Origin of the sequence: Methanotorris igneus Kol 5, assembly GCF_000214415.1 — an archaeon.
In the GTDB taxonomy this organism is placed as follows: Archaea; AGJL01; Methanococci; order Methanococcales; family Methanococcaceae; genus Methanotorris; species Methanotorris igneus.
This window is the reverse complement of sequence record NC_015562.1, coordinates 728,590-744,882: the sequence shown is the minus strand read 5'-3', so window position 1 is coordinate 744,882 and position 16,293 is coordinate 728,590. Positions and strand designations below refer to the sequence as shown.

The following is a 16,293-nucleotide window of genomic DNA, read 5'->3' as shown; positions in this document are numbered from 1 at the left end:
CTCACCTTTTATCTACCATATTTCTTATTCTCTCCCTTGCCCATGGGGAAATTCTGTCTCTATCTATGCAATAAACTTCCATTTTTGGGATTATAACTCTAACAACATCAACCCCAACTTTATTTAAATCTACAACAATAACCCTCTCAAAGCCGCTCTCAACTAACCTCTTCTTAACAAATTTCATGTCCTTTTTCAGGTTTAGTTTTGCATTGTTTGGAATGTCTGAAATGCTAATTTCCTCTTTGTATTCAAACCATCTCTTATGTATTCTCTTCATTCTTTCATAACTAACTTTTCTAACAATATCTCCCCTCACAGCATCTTCCCTTGCTCCATGGATTTGCGTTGCCCTACTTTGAGCAACCTCCGTCAATGCCCTTAAAACAGCAATCTCTGGATGGATGTGGCATCCTACTCCCATGCACAGTAAGGCAGGGTCTCTCAAAACATCATCATCAGATATTGCAGCAATTGTTGGAATACCTACCTCACTTGTTAAATCTTTTAAGATGACATTTATCTTTGCCTTTCTAAATTTTTCCATGAGTTCATGGATTAAAGGGTTTTTTGCATCCTCTATATTAACTCCCCTATATGTTCTTCTTGAAAGTTCTGCTATGCTCCACGCATCTCTCTCAATAACTTCCAACATTCCATGAAAAATTGCTTCATCTCTTGTATTTCCAGATGCTAAGCCATTTGTATTGCTCCTAAAAAGACGCCTACCTTCATAGGGGTGAAATACGGCGTTAGCAGGAACTTCAACAAATTCATCATTAATTATATCATATCCTTCAACCCATAAATCAACATTTGGTTTTATATTTGGTGGAAGAATTAATTCATTAACATCTATTGGGTTTTTTGGGTTTTGGGTAGTTTTTACATTTGTCTTTTCATCTTGCTCTGCTGAGTATCTTTCAATTGCTTCCATTGCAGCAGAGACCCTTGCTTGTATGTCAGTTGCACCCTTCCCAGAGTAGACGCTTATTGCACCTTCCTTTGCAGTAGGTCTAATTGCTGAGTAAACAGGAATGCCTACCCTATCCAACCCATCAATCCTTGCAATCCTTGTAACCCCAATATCATTCAATATTGGTTCAATTTTTTTCCACGTCTCTTCTGGGGAGCAAACCCTATAAGATGCTAATGTGTAAGTTATCTCATCCATAATACCACTGTTGTTTTTATTTTTTGTTATTTCTTGTGTTTTATTTTTCGTTTATTGTTTTTGTTATGTTTTATTTTATTTTTTAACCAAATTTTCCAAAATCTTAATAACTTCTTCCTTTTTTGCATCTTTTATTAGCAAGGTTTTCTGTGGGGAAGTTAAGCCACTTACGATTTCAACGTCTTTCTTAAAAATGTTCTTAAATAATTTTACAATCTCTTTGTTTGCCTTCCCATCCTTTGCCATTGCTTTTATCTTTACCTCTAACCTATTTCTCCACTCATTTATGCTGCCAATTTCATTCTTTTTGGCGTTTGGCGTGACATCAATATCAATTAATATACCCTCTTTTGTTTCTTTTATTATTTTCTCGACCATACAAATCCCTCAAAGAATTTTAATGCCAAATCTCCAATTTTATCGCTGTATCCGCCTTCAAGAACAATGAAATAATTGAAGTTGTATTCTTCCACAACATCTCCAACTAATTTCCCAATTTTTTCATAACTCTCCTCTTTTAATGCAAAGTTTGCAAGAGGGTCTCCAATATATGTGTCAAATCCAAGTGATATTGCAAGAACTTCTGGTTCAAATGCTACAACATGTTCGAGTGCCTTTTTTAATGTTTTTAAATATAAATCTTCATCAGTTAGTGGAGGTAGAGGAAAATTTATGCAATTCTCTTCGCTTTTTAATCCAGTTCCAGGATAGAGTGGATGTTGGTGAATGGAAACATATAAAATATCTTCATCTCCAAAGACGATGTCTTCTGTGCCATTTCCATGATGCACATCTAAATCTAAGATTGCCGTTCTCTTCCCCAATTTTTTAGTGGCGATGCATATATTGTTGAAATAGCAAAATCCCTCCAAAAAATCACTTCCAGCATGATGCCCAGGAGGTCTTGATAAAGAAAAACCGTTTATTTCTGCTGCTTTTATTGCACTTCCTGCGGAGAGTAGAGGATAGTATGGCTCTATAACAGGAGTATCCCAATCAAAATAATCTTTATTTAAAACCTTGTTGTAGTGTTCTTCTGTATGGCATAATAATATATCTTCCTTTTTTGCAGGTTTTGCATCTACAAATTCAACTTTGTCCATTAATGCATTATAAATCAACTCCACTCTCTTTGGACTCTCTGGATGGCCTTCAATGCAATATTTAATGCAATCCTTTGGGAAAACTACCTTCATATTCCCCCTATTTCCCTATATTCATTTATAATATTCATTCATTTAATATTCTCTCATATTTTTTCTTAAATTCCTCTAAATTTTTAATTGTTGTGTCTAATGTTAATGGGGTTAGAGAAATATGTCCCTTTCTTCTAACAACATAGACATCAGTGTCTTCCTCTTCCTCTAAAATAGGATACCCATCAATCCAATAATAACTCCTCCCTCTTGGATCTATTCTTTCCTCAACGTGTGTCGTATACATTTTCCTTGCCAACCTTGTGATTTCAATCGGTGTCTTTTCTGTTGCTCCTTCTGGAATGTTTAAGTTGACGACATCACATGGGAAATCATAATCCAACATCTTCTCAACAACATTTGCAGTAATTCTTGCTGGGACTGTGAAGTCTATTGGGGTCTCCCCCTCTTTAAACTTTAGATGGTCAGAGGTAACTTGGAGTGATGATGCTAATGCCTTAGCCCCATGATGGGCCCCTTCAAACGCAGCCCCCAACGTTCCAGAAGTTGTTATTTCAGTCCCAAGGTTTTCTCCAATGTTTATTCCTGATATAACTACATCAGGTACCTTCTTTAATATCTCATAAATGCCCAATATAACGCAATCTGTTGGGGTTCCTGAAACTGCATATCCCCAAGAACCATCTGCTAATTTGGTTTTAGTTATCCTTAACGGCTCGAATAAACTTATTGCCCTACCAATACCACTCTGCTGATTTGTTGGGGCTACAATAGTAATCCTCGCATTAAATTTTTCCAATAATGCATCCTTCAAAGCTATTAATCCATTTGAATAAATGCCATCATCATTAACAAGCAGTATATCCAACATTTGCCATCACCATCAACATTAATATTGATAATTATTTTTATATAATCGGCTTTATATATACTAAACTTAGCTTAAAGTTATTTGGTGGTATAATGAAAAAAAGGAACATTACAGAATTCCAAATATTATCTGAAATAGTTAGAAAACAGCCACATGTGAAGCAGAAGGAAATAGCAGATGCCTTAGATATAACAATTCAGGCGGTTTCAGAACACATGAGGAACTTACTAAAAAAAGGATACATCAAATCAAGAGGTAGGGGAGAGTATATAATTACAGATAAAGGTATGAGGGTTTTAAAAAATTGGATTTCTGAATTTAAAAGATATTTGGATGATGTCACTCAAGATTTGTATAAATATAAGGATGTATGGCCTGCAATAGCAAATGAGGACTTGAATGAAGGGGATGAGGTCTATTTGTTTATGAGGAAAGGATTACTTTATGCCTCAAAAGAGATAAAAACAGATGCTAAGGGGAAGGTTCTTGAAGGCGGAAAAAAAGGGGAAGATGTCGCAATATGTGATATTAAGGGAATTATTGATGTGCCAAGAGGGAAAGTGACAATAATAAAAATCCCTCCAAGGATAAAGGGGGGTTCAAAAAACACAAACTACGAACTCATTAAAAAAGTTCTTGAGGAAAATGAAGATGTGGCAATTGCCACAATGGGAACTGTTGCAAATGTTGTTGCCTCTAAGATGGGTTTGCATCCTGATATTAGGTTTGCAGTTTCAGAGGGAATTGTTGCAGCGTGCAATAGGGGTTGTGACGTTTTGGCGTTGATAACAGGAAAGATGACTGAAAAAGTTGTTAGGGTTCTTGATAAACATAAAATAGGTTATACAGTGTTGGATGCTACAAAAGAGGATTAAGATGGGAGAGAATGAAAAACATAATATTGGCAAAATCTGCATTGGAGCTCATTCCAAAGGAAATTAAGGGTAAAGTTAAAAAAAGAAAATCATTATTTAAATATGATATCTTAGATTCAAATTATCACTACAAATTTATGAGGGATTTGAAGGACTGGGAGATGAGGGGAAGGCCTGATATTGTTCATTTCTCTCTTTTAACAATTTTAGATAGTCCAATATGCAGAGAAGGAAAATTAAACGTGTATGTCCACACCTATGATAATAAAGTTATCTATATAAATCCAAAAACACGATTGCCAAGGAATTACTTTAGATTTTTAGGGGTTATGGAGAAGTTGTTAAAAGGTAATCCAAATCCGTTAATGAGAGTTGAAGAAAAGACATTAGAGGAACTTTTACATGAAATTAATGCAAAAAGAGTTATTTTATTTAGTAAGGAAGGTAAACTTTCCCATCCATCTGTTGTTAAGGGTTACGATACATTTATAATAGGGGGCTTTCCTAAGGGGACATTGAATGTTGATTTTGAAAATGTTGATAAAATTTCCATCTATCCAGAGGGATTAATGGCTTGGACAGTTTGTGGAATTTGTTGTAGTTTTTTAAGTTATTAAAATACCTATCCTTGAGATAAGAAATATTATGATAAAGAAACTGGTTTTGAAATTGTTGAGGATAAAACAATAATACTTTAAATTTGGTGGGACTATGGAACTTCCTATTTTAATGTGTAGGTTAAAAACAAATGAGCCTCTAAAAAAATCCCAAACTCCATATTTAAGGGGATATATTTTGAATGAATTTAATAAAGAGGATTATAAAGAGTTGCATAATCATAGTAATAATGGATTTATCTACACCTATCCAAAAATTCAATATAAAATTATTGGTGGAGATGCAGTTTTAATTGGCATAAAGGAAGGGATTAATATTTTGGGAGAGATTGTATTGGATATTAAAAAATTAGAGTTAAACCATAAGGTTTACACTGTTACTGGTGGATATGTAAAGGTTGTATTTGAGGAATTTGGGGTTTCTGATGAGATGAAAAGATACAAGTTTATCTCCCCATGGGTGGCATTAAATGAAAAGAATTATCTGAAATATAAAGAGTTGGATGAAGACGGGAGAAAAAATTTACTTGAAAAAATCTTAATTGGAAATGTATTATCTATGAGTAAGTATTTAGATTATACTGTTGAAGAGAAGTTAATTGTGGAAATTTTGGATGTTGAAAGTTTAATTGTTAGGTATAAGGGAAACAAGTTCATTGGTTTTAAAGGAGAATTTGAAATTAACTTCGATATCCCAAATTACTTAGGAATTGGGAGAAAAGTTTCCAAAGGATTTGGAAGTGTAGTTAAAGTTAAATAGTAAAACTATACATTTTTCCAAATCTTTATTTAAAAATAAAATATCTTTGTGCTTTTTTTATATATTTCTTTTCCATCCTTGTTTTAATAGATTAGGTGTTCGAACTTTCGAGTTTTCGAGTGCAGTATTTTCTATCCTTGTTTGTTTCCATCCTTGTTTTAATGGATGAGGTATTCAAACAACCATCGCCTATTAAATCCACTATATATCTACTCAGTTTCCATCCTTGTTTTAATGGATAAGCAATTCAAACCAGACTTTTTCATAAGCGGTTTTAGTAATTTTACAAGTTTCCATCCTTGTTTTAATGGATAAGCAATTCAAACTGAAGGTGCTTCGATAGTGCTTGATAGGCAAGAAGTGTTTCCATCCTTGTTTTAATGGATAAGCAATTCAAACCGTGAAAATGGTGATGTAGCATGTTTAGAGATATTGCGTTTCCATCCTTGTTTTAATGGATGAGATATTCAAACCCTATAACTTCATCCTTATTTTATGCCCAAACTCCTATATAAATCTTTCTTTTTCAACTCGAATTTTCTTACTACCCAATTATCAAACCCTTTATAATCTTAAAAACCCTAACGGGTTTTTAATCCCTCCTCGCTTCGCTCGGAGGAAGTAAGAAAGATTGTGCATATTATTTATAAATCCAATGCACAACCACTCCAATAAATCTCAATAATTAGCAGAGATATTATACAATCCAAAACCAATTTAAACCTAAAACATATAAAATAAAACCAAATAACTAATATCTCTAAAAAATCTAAATTTTAATTCAAAAAAATCAGTAATACTTTTTCCCAATTTTCTAGTACCAAAATTCAACAACCCCTTTATAAAAGCAAGAAAACAAAATTAAGAAATTTAATATATGCTATTAAATTCCCTAAGAGGCATTGCTGAGCGAAGCGAAGCAATGCATCCGATTTGGATGAAACCTTTTTTAAAGGTTTCTTTTAGAGGTTTCTTTTGAAATAATAAAGATATTATATGTTTGATGGGAACTACGGTTATTATAATAATTTTAAATGCCCAACAACTTTATCAATTTTTTCTTCTTTTTCTGGGCCAATGCCTACAGCAGTTGTCGTTCCAGGTTCTAATTGTGTTCTTCCAGCATCTTTAATTAAACTGCAAGGTAATCCAAGAGATTTCGCAGTTAAATAAATATCAAACAACTCTTTTTCTGAATTAACCTTTAGAACAACCTTTTTCTGACCTTCTCTTAACCATTCTTTAACAACATTTGGGCATATCTTTTCAGCATCTAAGAATGCCTCTATTGCCGCATGACATGCTTGGGCAGCGATTTTTCCTTTTCCCATTTTTAAGTCATTCCTTATCACTATTGCTTGCTTATACATGATCTCCCCTCAAATTAAAATATAACGGCAAAACTATGTTTGCCAAATTTCTAAATAATTATTATCCATTCATTAAAATTTGAAATAACCCTACAATCATTAAAAATTTACTAATCATTACCTGATTCATTTGTAATTAATATATTTTCTAAATTATTTAACTTAAAAATGTAATTTATGTATTTGTTTTTATCAAAGAACACATATTTTGGAATGTTATTTATAAATACTACCTTTTTATGTTTTTTATCCAATATTTTGATTTGGTTATAATTGTAGAATCTACCCCCTATATTAACTCCATTACTGTAAAATGTTATTTTAATTGGAGATATTTGGGCAATTGATATAATAAAAGCACACCATATAATAAAATTACACCAATATTGTGGAATAAACGAAATAATTTCATTTTGCAAATAAATCAAAACATATATATCAATGAAAATTAAAAACCACAGTAAATACCATTTTAATGGATAAAATAACCATTTTTCCTTTAAAAATTTTCCTTTATCAATACTACTTTCTACACCATATTTTTTAAGGATTTTGTATATTTTATCTAATATAAAACTTGAGACTGTCATTATAATTAATATTATAACTATCCACCAATAAACAACAAACTCATTTAAAGAAAAATTAAATGTATCAATTATTATGGACGATATTTTGAGAATTAACCATATTGTAAGAATATATAAAATCGGGCTTATATACTTAAATTTATCTAAAAAATAGGATATGAAATAATGATAGAGTTTATCCTTCATTCTTACACCCCACATTGAAATATAAAATTAAAAATTAGTATATGTGTGTGAAAATATTTAAAAAAATAAAACTGTCAAATTCCTAAATTAAATTTTCTAAAAGTTTATTTATAGTTGTTTGCCTTTACTTCTTCATTTAAATTATATGAAGTAATTAACCTTTATTTGGAATTTTACAATTGATTTATCGTCCTTTTAAAAAAAATTTGGTTGCGTCTAAATCCGTGCAAGAAATTGGCAAACAACTATATCTCGTGAATGTGTTTTAAGGGGATTTTTATGGTTGATGTTAAAATCTCTGTAGGTACTGCTGAATGTTTTACTCATGCAAAAATTGGCATAACCATCCATAAAGCAGCAAGTGGATATAAGGATTTTGAATTCAAAGAAATTTTTGATAAAGAGGAGTTAAGAATGATGAGCAATGTTAGGGTTTTGGCATCAATGTTCATCCCATCCATCTATGCTGCTGAAAAATTGCTAAACATTAAACTCCCAGAACCTGATTACGACTACGCATATGCAAAGGCATATACGGAAAAAAATGATTTAAAGGTTGCTTATTTAATGGCTAAAGGATTAAAGGATATTTTAAACTGTAATATTGCAATAGGAACTACTGCAGGAATTGGGAGGGGAGGAATTTGCATATTAACAGACAAAAATAAATACTTATTCACAACGGATGTTTATGGGAATTTACTAAAACATGAAAATATTTTGGAGAGGCAAAGAAACGGCATTGAAAAAGGACTAAGAAAATTCATTGAAATTCTAAAAAGGGAATATCTACACACTTCTTCTTTTTGAACTCTTTTTTGAAAATTAATTCCTCAAATTTTTAAATTATTCAACTTTAACATAATCATTAATATCTAACCCATTTTTCTCACAAATCTCCTTTAATCTTTTATATAAAACTTCATCTATCTCAAAACCATTTTTTCTTTTTTCCATGTTCATTCTTTCAATATCTCCAGGAATTAAAACCTCACTAAATCCTTTTGCAGGTTCAGAGTTCTTTATCTCATCCATCAGCTCATCAACCTTTTCCATAAACTTCTCCCTATCCCAAAATGCACCAGGATCTATAGCCATAAACAAGTCCCCTTTTGTGCACTTATCTTTTGGATTTGCAGTTCCTTTTACCTTTGTCCCCATCTCTGCCCCACCAATTGCCGCAAGAGCCTCAATTGCTAATGCTAAACCATAACCCTTCGGCCCTCCAAAAGGCAAAATACTCCCTTCTAATGCTTTAATTGGGTCTGTTGTTAAGTTTCCATCTTTATCAACTGCACATCCTTCTGGAATACTTTTGCCCAACCTTGCCATTTCTAAGATTTTACCCCTCGCAATTGAAGCTGTAGCCATATCAAGAGAGAATACATATTTTTTTCCTTTAAATGCAATGGCTACTGGATTAGTCCCCAAAATCTTATCCTTTCCTCCAAACGGTGCCATTGCAGGTTCTGTGTTCGTTATAGTTATACCAATTAACCCCTCTCTCATAGCCATCTCTGAATAGTATCCAGCAATACCAAAGTGGTTTGAATTTCTTGTTGCTACTGCTCCAATTCCAACATTTTTTGCCTTTTCAATTGCCAACTCCATTGCTTTTTTTCCAACAACTTGTCCAAGTCCAAAATCTCCATCTATTGTAGCAGTTGCAGGTGTTTCCTTAACTACCTTTATGTTTGGGTTTGGGTTTATATTTCCACATTCAAGTCCCTCAACATACTGAGGAAATCTTCCAATTCCATGGGAAGTGAATCCTTTCAAATCAGCATCAACAAAAACATCTGCTGTAATCTTTGCATCCTCTTCACTCACTCCATATTTTGTTAAAATATCAACAATCAACTTTCTTTCATTTTCAGGCAACAATATCATCTTCTCCCTCTCCATTGTTATATTTTTCAATTAAGGCCTAACAAACCCCATATCATAATAAACCACATCTCCATCAGCATCAACAATGGCAATAAGCAATTTTTTTCTGACAGAGTGTGCAACTCTAACAAATCCAGTGAGTTCTGAAATATTACATGGCTTCTCTTCAGAGAAAACCTTAACAAGATAAACTGAGTGCTCTTTATCTATATCTGCCCCTCTTTCATATAACCTAAAGTCCGTGCCATATTTTAGCCCAGTTTTTACAGTATAGCCCCTATTTCTCAAATCCTTATAAACAAGATACTTTATGCATAAACTCTCCTCTATATTTCTTGCATATTCATAAAGCTCTTCAAAAGATAATAACCTACCATTAGAATCTTTAACAACAAGCCATCCAAGAGAAGTTAAGTAAAGTGCCTCTATTAACGATAATGATAAAAAATCGTCATTTTTCTCCCCATAATATCTCGAGCATAACCTTGAAATTCCATTTTTATCAAAAACCACTACCCTATCATCAGACAGAATGCCCACTATTTGCTTTTTTGCCATAATACCCCTCAATCATAAAAATTTTAAATAATTTTAAATAATATAAAAAATAAGTAAGAAACATTATTCAAAAATAACAAAAAATAACAAAAATTAGATTGCCTTTTCATTTCTTTCTTTTGTTCTTACCCTTATAACCTCTTCTACTGGAATAACGAATATCTTTCCATCCCCAAATTCTCCAGTTTTGGCGTTCTCGCAGATTATGTCAATGACTTTTTCCACATCCTCATCTTTAACAACAATTTCAATCTTTACTTTTGGGAGTAAATCAACCGTATATTCCCTACCCCTATACCTCTCAACAATTCCTCCTTGAACCCCTCTTCCCTTAACTTCAGATACAGTCATTCCTATAAACCCTGCATCTTTGAGAGCGTTCTTAACATCTTCTAACTTTGATGGTCTTATTATTGCCTCTATTTTCTTCATAAATATCACCAAAAATAATATATACTACCATAATATTTATATATTTTGTCGGTTTTTAATGCAGTTTTATTATTTTTTAGTGAAACTTAGTTATTTTCACTTATTCTTAATTTTGTGTAGGGTTATTATGGTCAAATTTTTTTGTAATTACTCATTATGCATAAAAGAATTTCAAAACATATTCTTTACTTAAAAACTTTGAAATAATGTTTTATAGACCAAAAATTTATTATAGTTATGTCCAATATCTAATGCAAACAACTAAATTTTATCTAATTTGAATATTCTAAATAATTATTATCTATTGTATAAGGGTGATTTTAATGGAAGAGGACAAATCAAAAGAATTGTATATGTTTAAAAAGACACTCCAAGAACTAAAAAGTAAAAAAGGAAAAGGAACCGAACTTATCAGTTTGTATATTCCAGCAGGAAGAAGAATATCTGACGTTACTCAATATTTAAGGGAAGAGTTATCACAATCCTCAAACATCAAGAGTAAAAGTACAAGGAAAAACGTCCAATCAGCAATCGAAGTTATCTTGCAAAGATTAAAGCTTTTAAAAGATCCTCTTGAAAAAGGGGTCATTATATTTGCTGGAATGGTTCCAAGAAGCGGTCCAGGAACTGAAAAAATGGAAACCTATGTTTTAATCCCTCCAGAACCAATAAAAACATTCATATACAGATGTGATTCTCAATTTTATACTGAACCACTTGAAGAATTCTTAGAAGAAAAAGACACCTATGGTGTTATATTAATTGATAGAAGTGAGGCGACAATAGCAACAGTGAAAGGGAAAAACATACAAATTCATAAAAGATTAACAAGTGGAGTTCCAGGTAAATTTAAAGCAGGAGGACAGTCTGCAAGAAGGTTGGAGAGGCTTATTGATGATGCTGCTCACCAGTTCATGGTTAGGGTTGGAGAGCATGCAACAGAGGTATTCCTCCCACTATTAGAAAAGAAACAGTTAAGAGGTATCTTAGTTGGAGGTCCAGGAAACACAAAAAATGAGTTCGTGGAAGGAGATTATTTACACCACGAATTAAAAAAGATTGTTTTGGATACTTTTGACTTGTGCTACACTGAGGAGTTTGGTATAAGGGAATTGTTAAGCAAAGCAGAGCACTTATTGAAGGATTTAGAATTGATGAAAGAAAGGGAAGTTGTTCAAAGATTCTTTAAAGAGTTAATTAAAGAAGATGGTGGATTAGCAGCGTATGGTGAAAAAGAGGTTCTTGAAGCATTGATAATGGGAGCAGTTGATACACTCATCGTTTCAGAGGATATAAATATGGTCAGAGTCAAGATAAAATGTAATAACTGTGAATATACTGAAGAATTAAACATCAAAAAGGATGAATTACCTAAACTTGAAGAGGCTTTGAAAGAAAAAACATGTCCACAATGTGAGGGAGCATTGGTAATAGAAGAAACAAAGGACTTCATAGAATATCTTTCAGAACTCTGTGAAATGAGCGGAACAAAATTGTGTATAGTTTCAAGGGAAACAGAAGAAGGAGCTCAAATATCAAAAGCATTTAAAGGTTTAGCAGCAATATTGAGATTCAAATTACATCAATAATTAAATAAAAAAATTAATTTATTTATTTTTTATTTTTAATGGTCTTTTATATCCTTCCAAATCCAAACTAACCCTTTCAAATCCCAATTTTTTCAACTCATCTACGACCATTTTAGTAAACTCCTCATTGAAAAATTTTTTTATCTCATCTTTATTCACTTCAATCCTTGCTATTCCACCATCATCCCTAACTCTCAAAGTTCCTTTTATATATTTTGATAAAAATTTCTCTGCCATCTCCACCCTTTTCAATTTTTCCTCTGTAATTTCTTGGTTAAATCTTATTCTCGTGGCAAGGCATGTTTCTTTTTTTGGAATTTCCATGCCCAAATAGTTTGAAAGTTCATAAACATCCTTTTTTGAGATTTTAAATTCTGCCAGTGGGGATTTTATTCCATGCTCTCTAAACGCCTGTATTCCTGGCCTATCTTCAAACAAATCATCATATATAGTACCATCAACAATTAAATCATATCCTAATTTTTCTTTTTCATTAATTAAAATAATAGCCATTATCTTTTTGCATAGATAACATCTATTTGTTGGATTCTTTTTTAGTTGAGTGATGGGTTCCTCTAATTCATGCATTTTAACATTTTCAAGTTTTATGACTTTATGCCTAATTCCATATTTTTTTGCTCTAATCTCTGCTTTTTTTATAGCATCTTCTGAAAAGAATCCATTGTCAATGGTTATAGCCAAAGTTTCTGTAGTATCTGAGGCAATTTTTGCAACTAACGAACTATCCACACCTCCCGAATATGCAACAATAACCTTTTTACCTTCAAAGAATTTTTTTAAATTTTCTAATTTCTTTTTTAATTCCTCCATGAAAACACCTTTTTTAATTAATAAATAAAACCCATGTCCCTTATCATCCTCAAGTCGTCCTCTAAAACCCTTCCTTTTGTTGTTAAATAGTCTCCAACCATTAACCCATCCAATGCAAGTAAAGACAAGCACTGCAAATCATGTAAATTAAACTCTCTTCCACCACAGAGCCTTATTTCCTTATCTGGCATTATAACTCTGCAAATAGCGATGCTTTTAAGAGCCTCCATTGGAGATATTGGTTTTATCTCATTTTTTTCAATTAAATCACACATCTTCGTCCCTTTAATTGGATGGAGAATGTTTAAAGCAACACTATCCACATCCAATTTTTTTAAATCCATCATCATATCTATTCTTTCTTTAAAATCCTCTCCTAGCCCAAATATTCCACCACTACAAACCTCTAAACCTAATTTTTTTGCCTTTTTTATGGTTTTAACTCTATCTTCATAGGTGTGGGTTGTACAGATGTTTTTGAAGTGATTCCTTGATGATTCTAAGTTGTGGTGATATCTAACATCCAACTCCTTCAAAGCCTTTAATTTATCCTTATCTATAATACCAAGTGAAGTACAAACCTTTAATTTTGTTTGTTTTTTTATCTCTTCAATAATCTCAACAACTTTCTCAAATTCCTCATCACTTATAGATTTTCCACTAACAACTATAGAGAACCTATTACAACATTTTTCCATTTTTTTGGCTTTGTTTAGTATCTCTTCCTTAGATTTTAATGGATAAACTTGAATGTCTGTTTTGTGATATATTGATTGGGAGCAAAATGCGCAATTTTCAGAACATTTTCCACTTTTTGCATTGATTATAGAGCATAAGTCAATTTTATTCTTCTTAAATGCCTTTTTTATTTTATATGCAAGGTATAAAAGGTCATAAGCATCAAAATTCTCATATAATTCTAAAGCATCTTCAAAATCAATCTTATTGTTTATGGATTTTTCATAAAATTTAAAAATCTCCATGATATCCCCATTAAATTTTTTACTTATGTATTTTTAGGTCTAAAAAATTCATAATTATAAATCCATAATTACAAATTCTAGTCGTGTGCGGAATAGTTGAATAACGTAGTTATTCAACTTCCCTGCAACCGAAGGTTGCAGTGGATTTTTAAACTTATTTATATGCTAATGAATTTCCAAATAATCTTTATTCTTCCTTAAAATATACGGCAAAACCTTTTAGGTTTTGCCAAAAAATTGAAATAATGCATAAATCTTTAAGAATTTACCAATAGCACATTTCCAAATTATACGGCAAAATCCCTTGAATTTTGCCAAAAGACATACAGCAAAACTTTCAGTTTTGCCAAAAACCCTTCTAACGCACACGACTATCATAACTCAGCAACGTTTATATTATCTCAAAAAATTCGCTTAATACTGCTTTTTTATCAGTTTTAACTAATTGTGGGATCTTTCCTATTTTTCCAGCATATTTTCCAACAACCACAAGAACGCCATCAATGTTCTCAATTTCCTCTGCCTTCTCTAAGCATCTATTTATTGCTTCATCCTCTTTTCCCACTGCATAGTTTCCAATGCTCGTTGCTGCTGCATCTGCTATACTTGCTTCTTTTGCAAATACAACCACCGCATCAGCATTTCCAAAACTTACTGAATGCCCAACAGTCCCTGAGGACGTGCAAACACCATATCCATTTTTAATTTTCTCCTTTTTCAATTTAAATCCAACTTCGCCAGATAATGGAGATGTTCCAGCAAATAACCCAACAACCACATCTTTCTCACATCTCAATGCTATATCTCCACCATTTTCAGCAATAACATTCCTCGAGCCATATTTTAATAAATTCTCCATCACCAATTGGCTTATTGTTCCTGCAACTGCAGCCATTGGCCCAACATTTGCATTTTTACTTGCCCTTGCCATGAGCTTAACAATCTTTGGAGCATCTTCCTCCACATCTATTGGCTCAAAAGTTGTCAAAAATATTGGATTCCTTAATATGTAGTTTTCAAGTTGCATTCTCTCTTTTAGGATAGTATTTCTTGCTAATTTTACGTATTTTTTACCATCTACCTTCAAAAGCATGTTTGTTTCCTTTATTATTATCCTCTCCTCAATTAAATTTAAATTCATCACACTCACCGAAAATTATAGTAGTTTGCAAAAACTGTCATTTAGTTGTAGAACCACTATACTCAACCCAATAAGAACCATCCTTAGCATATTCTTTTTTCCATATTGGAACTACCTTCTTTAACTCATCAATCAAATACTCACAAGCAAGGAATGCATCTTTTCTGTGTTTTGCTCCAACAGCAATTAAGACAATTTTCTCCCCAACTTTCAAAGTTCCTATTCTATGGATTATTATTGCATCGATTATGTCATACTTTTTCATCGCTTCCTCTCTAATCTCTTCCAACTTCTTTATTGCCATTTTTTCATAACATTCAAACTCTAATTTCTCAACCTCTTTCTCTTCACCATCTTTAATACCCACATTCCTAACAACACCAACAAACGTCACAACTCCACCTATGTTTTTATGTTTTTCGAGCATCTTCTTTATTTCCTCTTCAACATTAAAATCTTCCTTGGTTATTTTAATCATCTTTATCACCATTTGAACATAATTTAGAACAAACACTGCATTTTGGATTCTTTTTCAAATTTAATAAGTTAAATTCATTGTTTGCAAGGTTTATAATGAGCAGTTTATTTTTTAATGTCTCCCCAACTCCTGAGAGCAATTTAATAACTTCTCCTGCCTGAATAGTCCCAATAGTTCCTGCAGCAAAGCCCAATATAGGCAAGGTTTCATTTCTATCCTTTAAGTTGAATATGCACCTCAAACATGGGGTTTCGTATGGAATAATTGTTGTTACCTGCCCGTGCATATTTTCTACTGCACCATGGACAAATGGAATTTTATTTTTAACACAAATCTCATTCAGCAAATATCTTCCTTCAAAATTATCCAAGCAATCTACAACAACATCGACATCTTTAATAAATTCCTCTTTCAACTTTTCAGCATAGGTTTTTATCTCAACCTCTGGGTTTAAGCATTTTAGTCTTTCTTTTGCCACCTCAACCTTCAACCTCCCTATGTCATCTTCACAATACAATATCTGCCTGTTTAGGTTTGTTATCTCAACGGTTTGGTAATCTATTAAAACCAACTCCCCTATCCCAGCGGCAGTTAAATATTGAGAAACTGCACATCCTAAACCTCCAACACCAACAATGGCAACCTTTGCCTTTCTAAGTTTTTTCTGACCTTCTTCTCCAAAATTTTTTATAAGTATCTGCCTACTGTATCTCATTTTTTCACTTCACATAGTTTTTACTATACGGCAAAACCTTGTTTTGCCATTAATTTTTGAAAGGGCTATGATTGGT

The 16,293-nt window shown here is 32.4% G+C and carries 19 protein-coding genes; 5 read left to right on the top strand and 14 right to left on the bottom strand.

Going from position 1 to position 16,293, the window contains the following annotated elements; genetic code table 11:
* Position 1 precedes the first annotated feature (1 nt).
* From METIG_RS03575 to surE, 4 genes are all read right to left on the bottom strand, one after another.
* A complete protein-coding gene (locus METIG_RS03575; protein ID WP_013798879.1) occupies positions 2-1,174 on the bottom strand; it encodes a YcaO-related McrA-glycine thioamidation protein in 1,173 nt (390 codons plus the stop codon).
* A 75-nt stretch (positions 1,175-1,249) separates the two neighbouring features.
* Positions 1,250-1,552, bottom strand: coding sequence for a DUF167 family protein (locus METIG_RS03570; protein ID WP_013798878.1), 303 nt, complete (start codon positions 1,550-1,552; stop codon positions 1,250-1,252).
* Positions 1,537-2,370, bottom strand: a complete 834-nt coding sequence (locus METIG_RS03565; protein ID WP_013798877.1) for a histone deacetylase family protein — start codon at positions 2,368-2,370, stop codon at positions 1,537-1,539. Before METIG_RS03565 ends, METIG_RS03570 begins: the two co-directional genes overlap by 16 nt.
* A 34-nt stretch (positions 2,371-2,404) precedes the next feature.
* Complete coding sequence (gene surE, locus METIG_RS03560) at positions 2,405-3,202, bottom strand: 5'/3'-nucleotidase SurE (protein ID WP_013798876.1); 798 nt, start codon at positions 3,200-3,202, stop codon at positions 2,405-2,407.
* Between the two features lie 92 nt (positions 3,203-3,294).
* Between surE and METIG_RS03555 the strand changes: the two genes are divergently transcribed.
* The 3 genes from METIG_RS03555 to METIG_RS03545 all read left to right on the top strand — a co-directional run bounded on the left by METIG_RS03555 (position 3,295) and on the right by METIG_RS03545 (position 5,454).
* Entirely contained in the window at positions 3,295-4,077 is a 783-nt protein-coding gene (locus METIG_RS03555; protein WP_013798875.1) for a DUF7839 domain-containing protein, read from the top strand.
* A gap of 11 nt (positions 4,078-4,088) precedes the next feature.
* Positions 4,089-4,694, top strand: a complete 606-nt coding sequence (locus METIG_RS03550) for a 16S rRNA methyltransferase (RefSeq protein WP_013798874.1) — start codon at positions 4,089-4,091, stop codon at positions 4,692-4,694.
* Between the two features lie 94 nt (positions 4,695-4,788).
* A complete protein-coding gene (locus tag METIG_RS03545) occupies positions 4,789-5,454 on the top strand; it encodes a CRISPR-associated endonuclease Cas6 (protein WP_013798873.1) in 666 nt (221 codons plus the stop codon).
* A 1,019-nt stretch (positions 5,455-6,473) separates the two neighbouring features.
* Here METIG_RS03545 and pth2 read toward each other — a convergent pair.
* Positions 6,474-6,824: an aminoacyl-tRNA hydrolase gene (gene pth2 / locus METIG_RS03540; protein ID WP_013798872.1), complete on the bottom strand. Its 351-nt coding sequence runs from the start codon at positions 6,822-6,824 to the stop codon at positions 6,474-6,476.
* Positions 6,825-6,934: 110 nt separating this feature from the next.
* Positions 6,935-7,600, bottom strand: a complete 666-nt coding sequence (locus METIG_RS03535; protein WP_157209539.1) for a hypothetical protein — start codon at positions 7,598-7,600, stop codon at positions 6,935-6,937.
* 279 nt (positions 7,601-7,879) lie between these two features.
* On the opposite strand from METIG_RS03535, the gene METIG_RS03530 reads away from it, so the two are divergent.
* Positions 7,880-8,410 (top strand): UPF0254 family protein, encoded by a 531-nt coding sequence (locus tag METIG_RS03530; RefSeq protein ID WP_013798870.1) that lies wholly within the window; start codon positions 7,880-7,882, stop codon positions 8,408-8,410.
* Positions 8,411-8,446: 36 nt separating this feature from the next.
* On the opposite strand, the gene comC is transcribed toward METIG_RS03530, so the two are convergent.
* From comC to METIG_RS03515, 3 genes are all read right to left on the bottom strand, one after another.
* Positions 8,447-9,490 carry an L-sulfolactate dehydrogenase gene (comC, locus tag METIG_RS03525; protein ID WP_013798869.1) on the bottom strand — a complete coding sequence of 348 codons (1,044 nt, stop codon included), beginning with the start codon at positions 9,488-9,490 and terminating at the stop codon, positions 8,447-8,449.
* Positions 9,491-9,520: 30 nt separating this feature from the next.
* On the bottom strand, positions 9,521-10,048 hold the full coding sequence (gene endA, locus METIG_RS03520; protein WP_013798868.1) for a tRNA-intron lyase: 528 nt from the start codon (positions 10,046-10,048) through the stop codon (positions 9,521-9,523).
* Positions 10,049-10,141: 93 nt separating this feature from the next.
* The gene (locus METIG_RS03515) at positions 10,142-10,480 is read right to left on the bottom strand and encodes a P-II family nitrogen regulator (RefSeq protein WP_013798867.1); all 339 of its coding nucleotides are present in this window, start codon (positions 10,478-10,480) and stop codon (positions 10,142-10,144) included.
* A gap of 323 nt (positions 10,481-10,803) precedes the next feature.
* Here METIG_RS03515 and prf1 point away from each other — a divergent pair, with 323 nt between their 5' ends.
* Entirely contained in the window at positions 10,804-12,069 is a 1,266-nt protein-coding gene (gene prf1, locus METIG_RS03510; protein WP_013798866.1) for a peptide chain release factor aRF-1, read from the top strand.
* 18 nt (positions 12,070-12,087) lie between these two features.
* On the opposite strand, the gene larE is transcribed toward prf1, so the two are convergent.
* From larE to METIG_RS03485, 5 genes are all read right to left on the bottom strand, one after another.
* Positions 12,088-12,900 carry an ATP-dependent sacrificial sulfur transferase LarE gene (gene larE, locus METIG_RS03505; RefSeq protein ID WP_013798865.1) on the bottom strand — a complete coding sequence of 271 codons (813 nt, stop codon included), beginning with the start codon at positions 12,898-12,900 and terminating at the stop codon, positions 12,088-12,090.
* 17 nt (positions 12,901-12,917) lie between these two features.
* Positions 12,918-13,883, bottom strand: coding sequence for a biotin synthase BioB (bioB, locus tag METIG_RS03500; protein WP_013798864.1), 966 nt, complete (start codon positions 13,881-13,883; stop codon positions 12,918-12,920).
* A 391-nt stretch (positions 13,884-14,274) separates the two neighbouring features.
* A complete protein-coding gene (locus METIG_RS03495) occupies positions 14,275-15,024 on the bottom strand; it encodes a UPF0280 family protein (protein WP_013798863.1) in 750 nt (249 codons plus the stop codon).
* 37 nt (positions 15,025-15,061) lie between these two features.
* Positions 15,062-15,502, bottom strand: a complete 441-nt coding sequence (locus METIG_RS03490) for a molybdenum cofactor biosynthesis protein MoaE (protein WP_013798862.1) — start codon at positions 15,500-15,502, stop codon at positions 15,062-15,064.
* Positions 15,495-16,217, bottom strand: coding sequence for a HesA/MoeB/ThiF family protein (locus tag METIG_RS03485; protein WP_013798861.1), 723 nt, complete (start codon positions 16,215-16,217; stop codon positions 15,495-15,497). The genes METIG_RS03490 and METIG_RS03485 overlap by 8 nt, the downstream gene beginning before the upstream one ends.
* Positions 16,218-16,293: the final 76 nt, after the last annotated feature.

Excerpts from the sequence above, each read along its gene's own strand:
- surE (WP_013798876.1), bottom strand. The coding sequence starts at position 3,202 with ATGTTGGATATACTGCTTGTTAATGATGATGGCATTTATTCAAATGGA.
- prf1 (WP_013798866.1), top strand. The coding sequence starts at position 10,804 with ATGGAAGAGGACAAATCAAAAGAATTGTATATGTTTAAAAAGACACTC.
- METIG_RS03545 (WP_013798873.1), top strand. The coding sequence starts at position 4,789 with ATGGAACTTCCTATTTTAATGTGTAGGTTAAAAACAAATGAGCCTCTA.
- METIG_RS03515 (WP_013798867.1), bottom strand. The coding sequence starts at position 10,480 with ATGAAGAAAATAGAGGCAATAATAAGACCATCAAAGTTAGAAGATGTT.
- METIG_RS03495 (WP_013798863.1), bottom strand. The coding sequence starts at position 15,024 with ATGAATTTAAATTTAATTGAGGAGAGGATAATAATAAAGGAAACAAAC.
- endA (WP_013798868.1), bottom strand. The coding sequence starts at position 10,048 with ATGGCAAAAAAGCAAATAGTGGGCATTCTGTCTGATGATAGGGTAGTG.
- METIG_RS03555 (WP_013798875.1), top strand. The coding sequence starts at position 3,295 with ATGAAAAAAAGGAACATTACAGAATTCCAAATATTATCTGAAATAGTT.
- METIG_RS03490 (WP_013798862.1), bottom strand. The coding sequence starts at position 15,502 with ATGATTAAAATAACCAAGGAAGATTTTAATGTTGAAGAGGAAATAAAG.
- METIG_RS03570 (WP_013798878.1), bottom strand. The coding sequence starts at position 1,552 with ATGGTCGAGAAAATAATAAAAGAAACAAAAGAGGGTATATTAATTGAT.
- METIG_RS03575 (WP_013798879.1), bottom strand. The coding sequence starts at position 1,174 with ATGGATGAGATAACTTACACATTAGCATCTTATAGGGTTTGCTCCCCA.
- METIG_RS03550 (WP_013798874.1), top strand. The coding sequence starts at position 4,089 with ATGAAAAACATAATATTGGCAAAATCTGCATTGGAGCTCATTCCAAAG.
- comC (WP_013798869.1), bottom strand. The coding sequence starts at position 9,490 with ATGATATTGTTGCCTGAAAATGAAAGAAAGTTGATTGTTGATATTTTA.
- METIG_RS03565 (WP_013798877.1), bottom strand. The coding sequence starts at position 2,370 with ATGAAGGTAGTTTTCCCAAAGGATTGCATTAAATATTGCATTGAAGGC.
- pth2 (WP_013798872.1), bottom strand. The coding sequence starts at position 6,824 with ATGTATAAGCAAGCAATAGTGATAAGGAATGACTTAAAAATGGGAAAA.
- METIG_RS03535 (WP_157209539.1), bottom strand. The coding sequence starts at position 7,600 with ATGAAGGATAAACTCTATCATTATTTCATATCCTATTTTTTAGATAAA.
- METIG_RS03530 (WP_013798870.1), top strand. The coding sequence starts at position 7,880 with ATGGTTGATGTTAAAATCTCTGTAGGTACTGCTGAATGTTTTACTCAT.
- bioB (WP_013798864.1), bottom strand. The coding sequence starts at position 13,883 with ATGGAGATTTTTAAATTTTATGAAAAATCCATAAACAATAAGATTGAT.
- larE (WP_013798865.1), bottom strand. The coding sequence starts at position 12,900 with ATGGAGGAATTAAAAAAGAAATTAGAAAATTTAAAAAAATTCTTTGAA.
- METIG_RS03485 (WP_013798861.1), bottom strand. The coding sequence starts at position 16,217 with ATGAGATACAGTAGGCAGATACTTATAAAAAATTTTGGAGAAGAAGGT.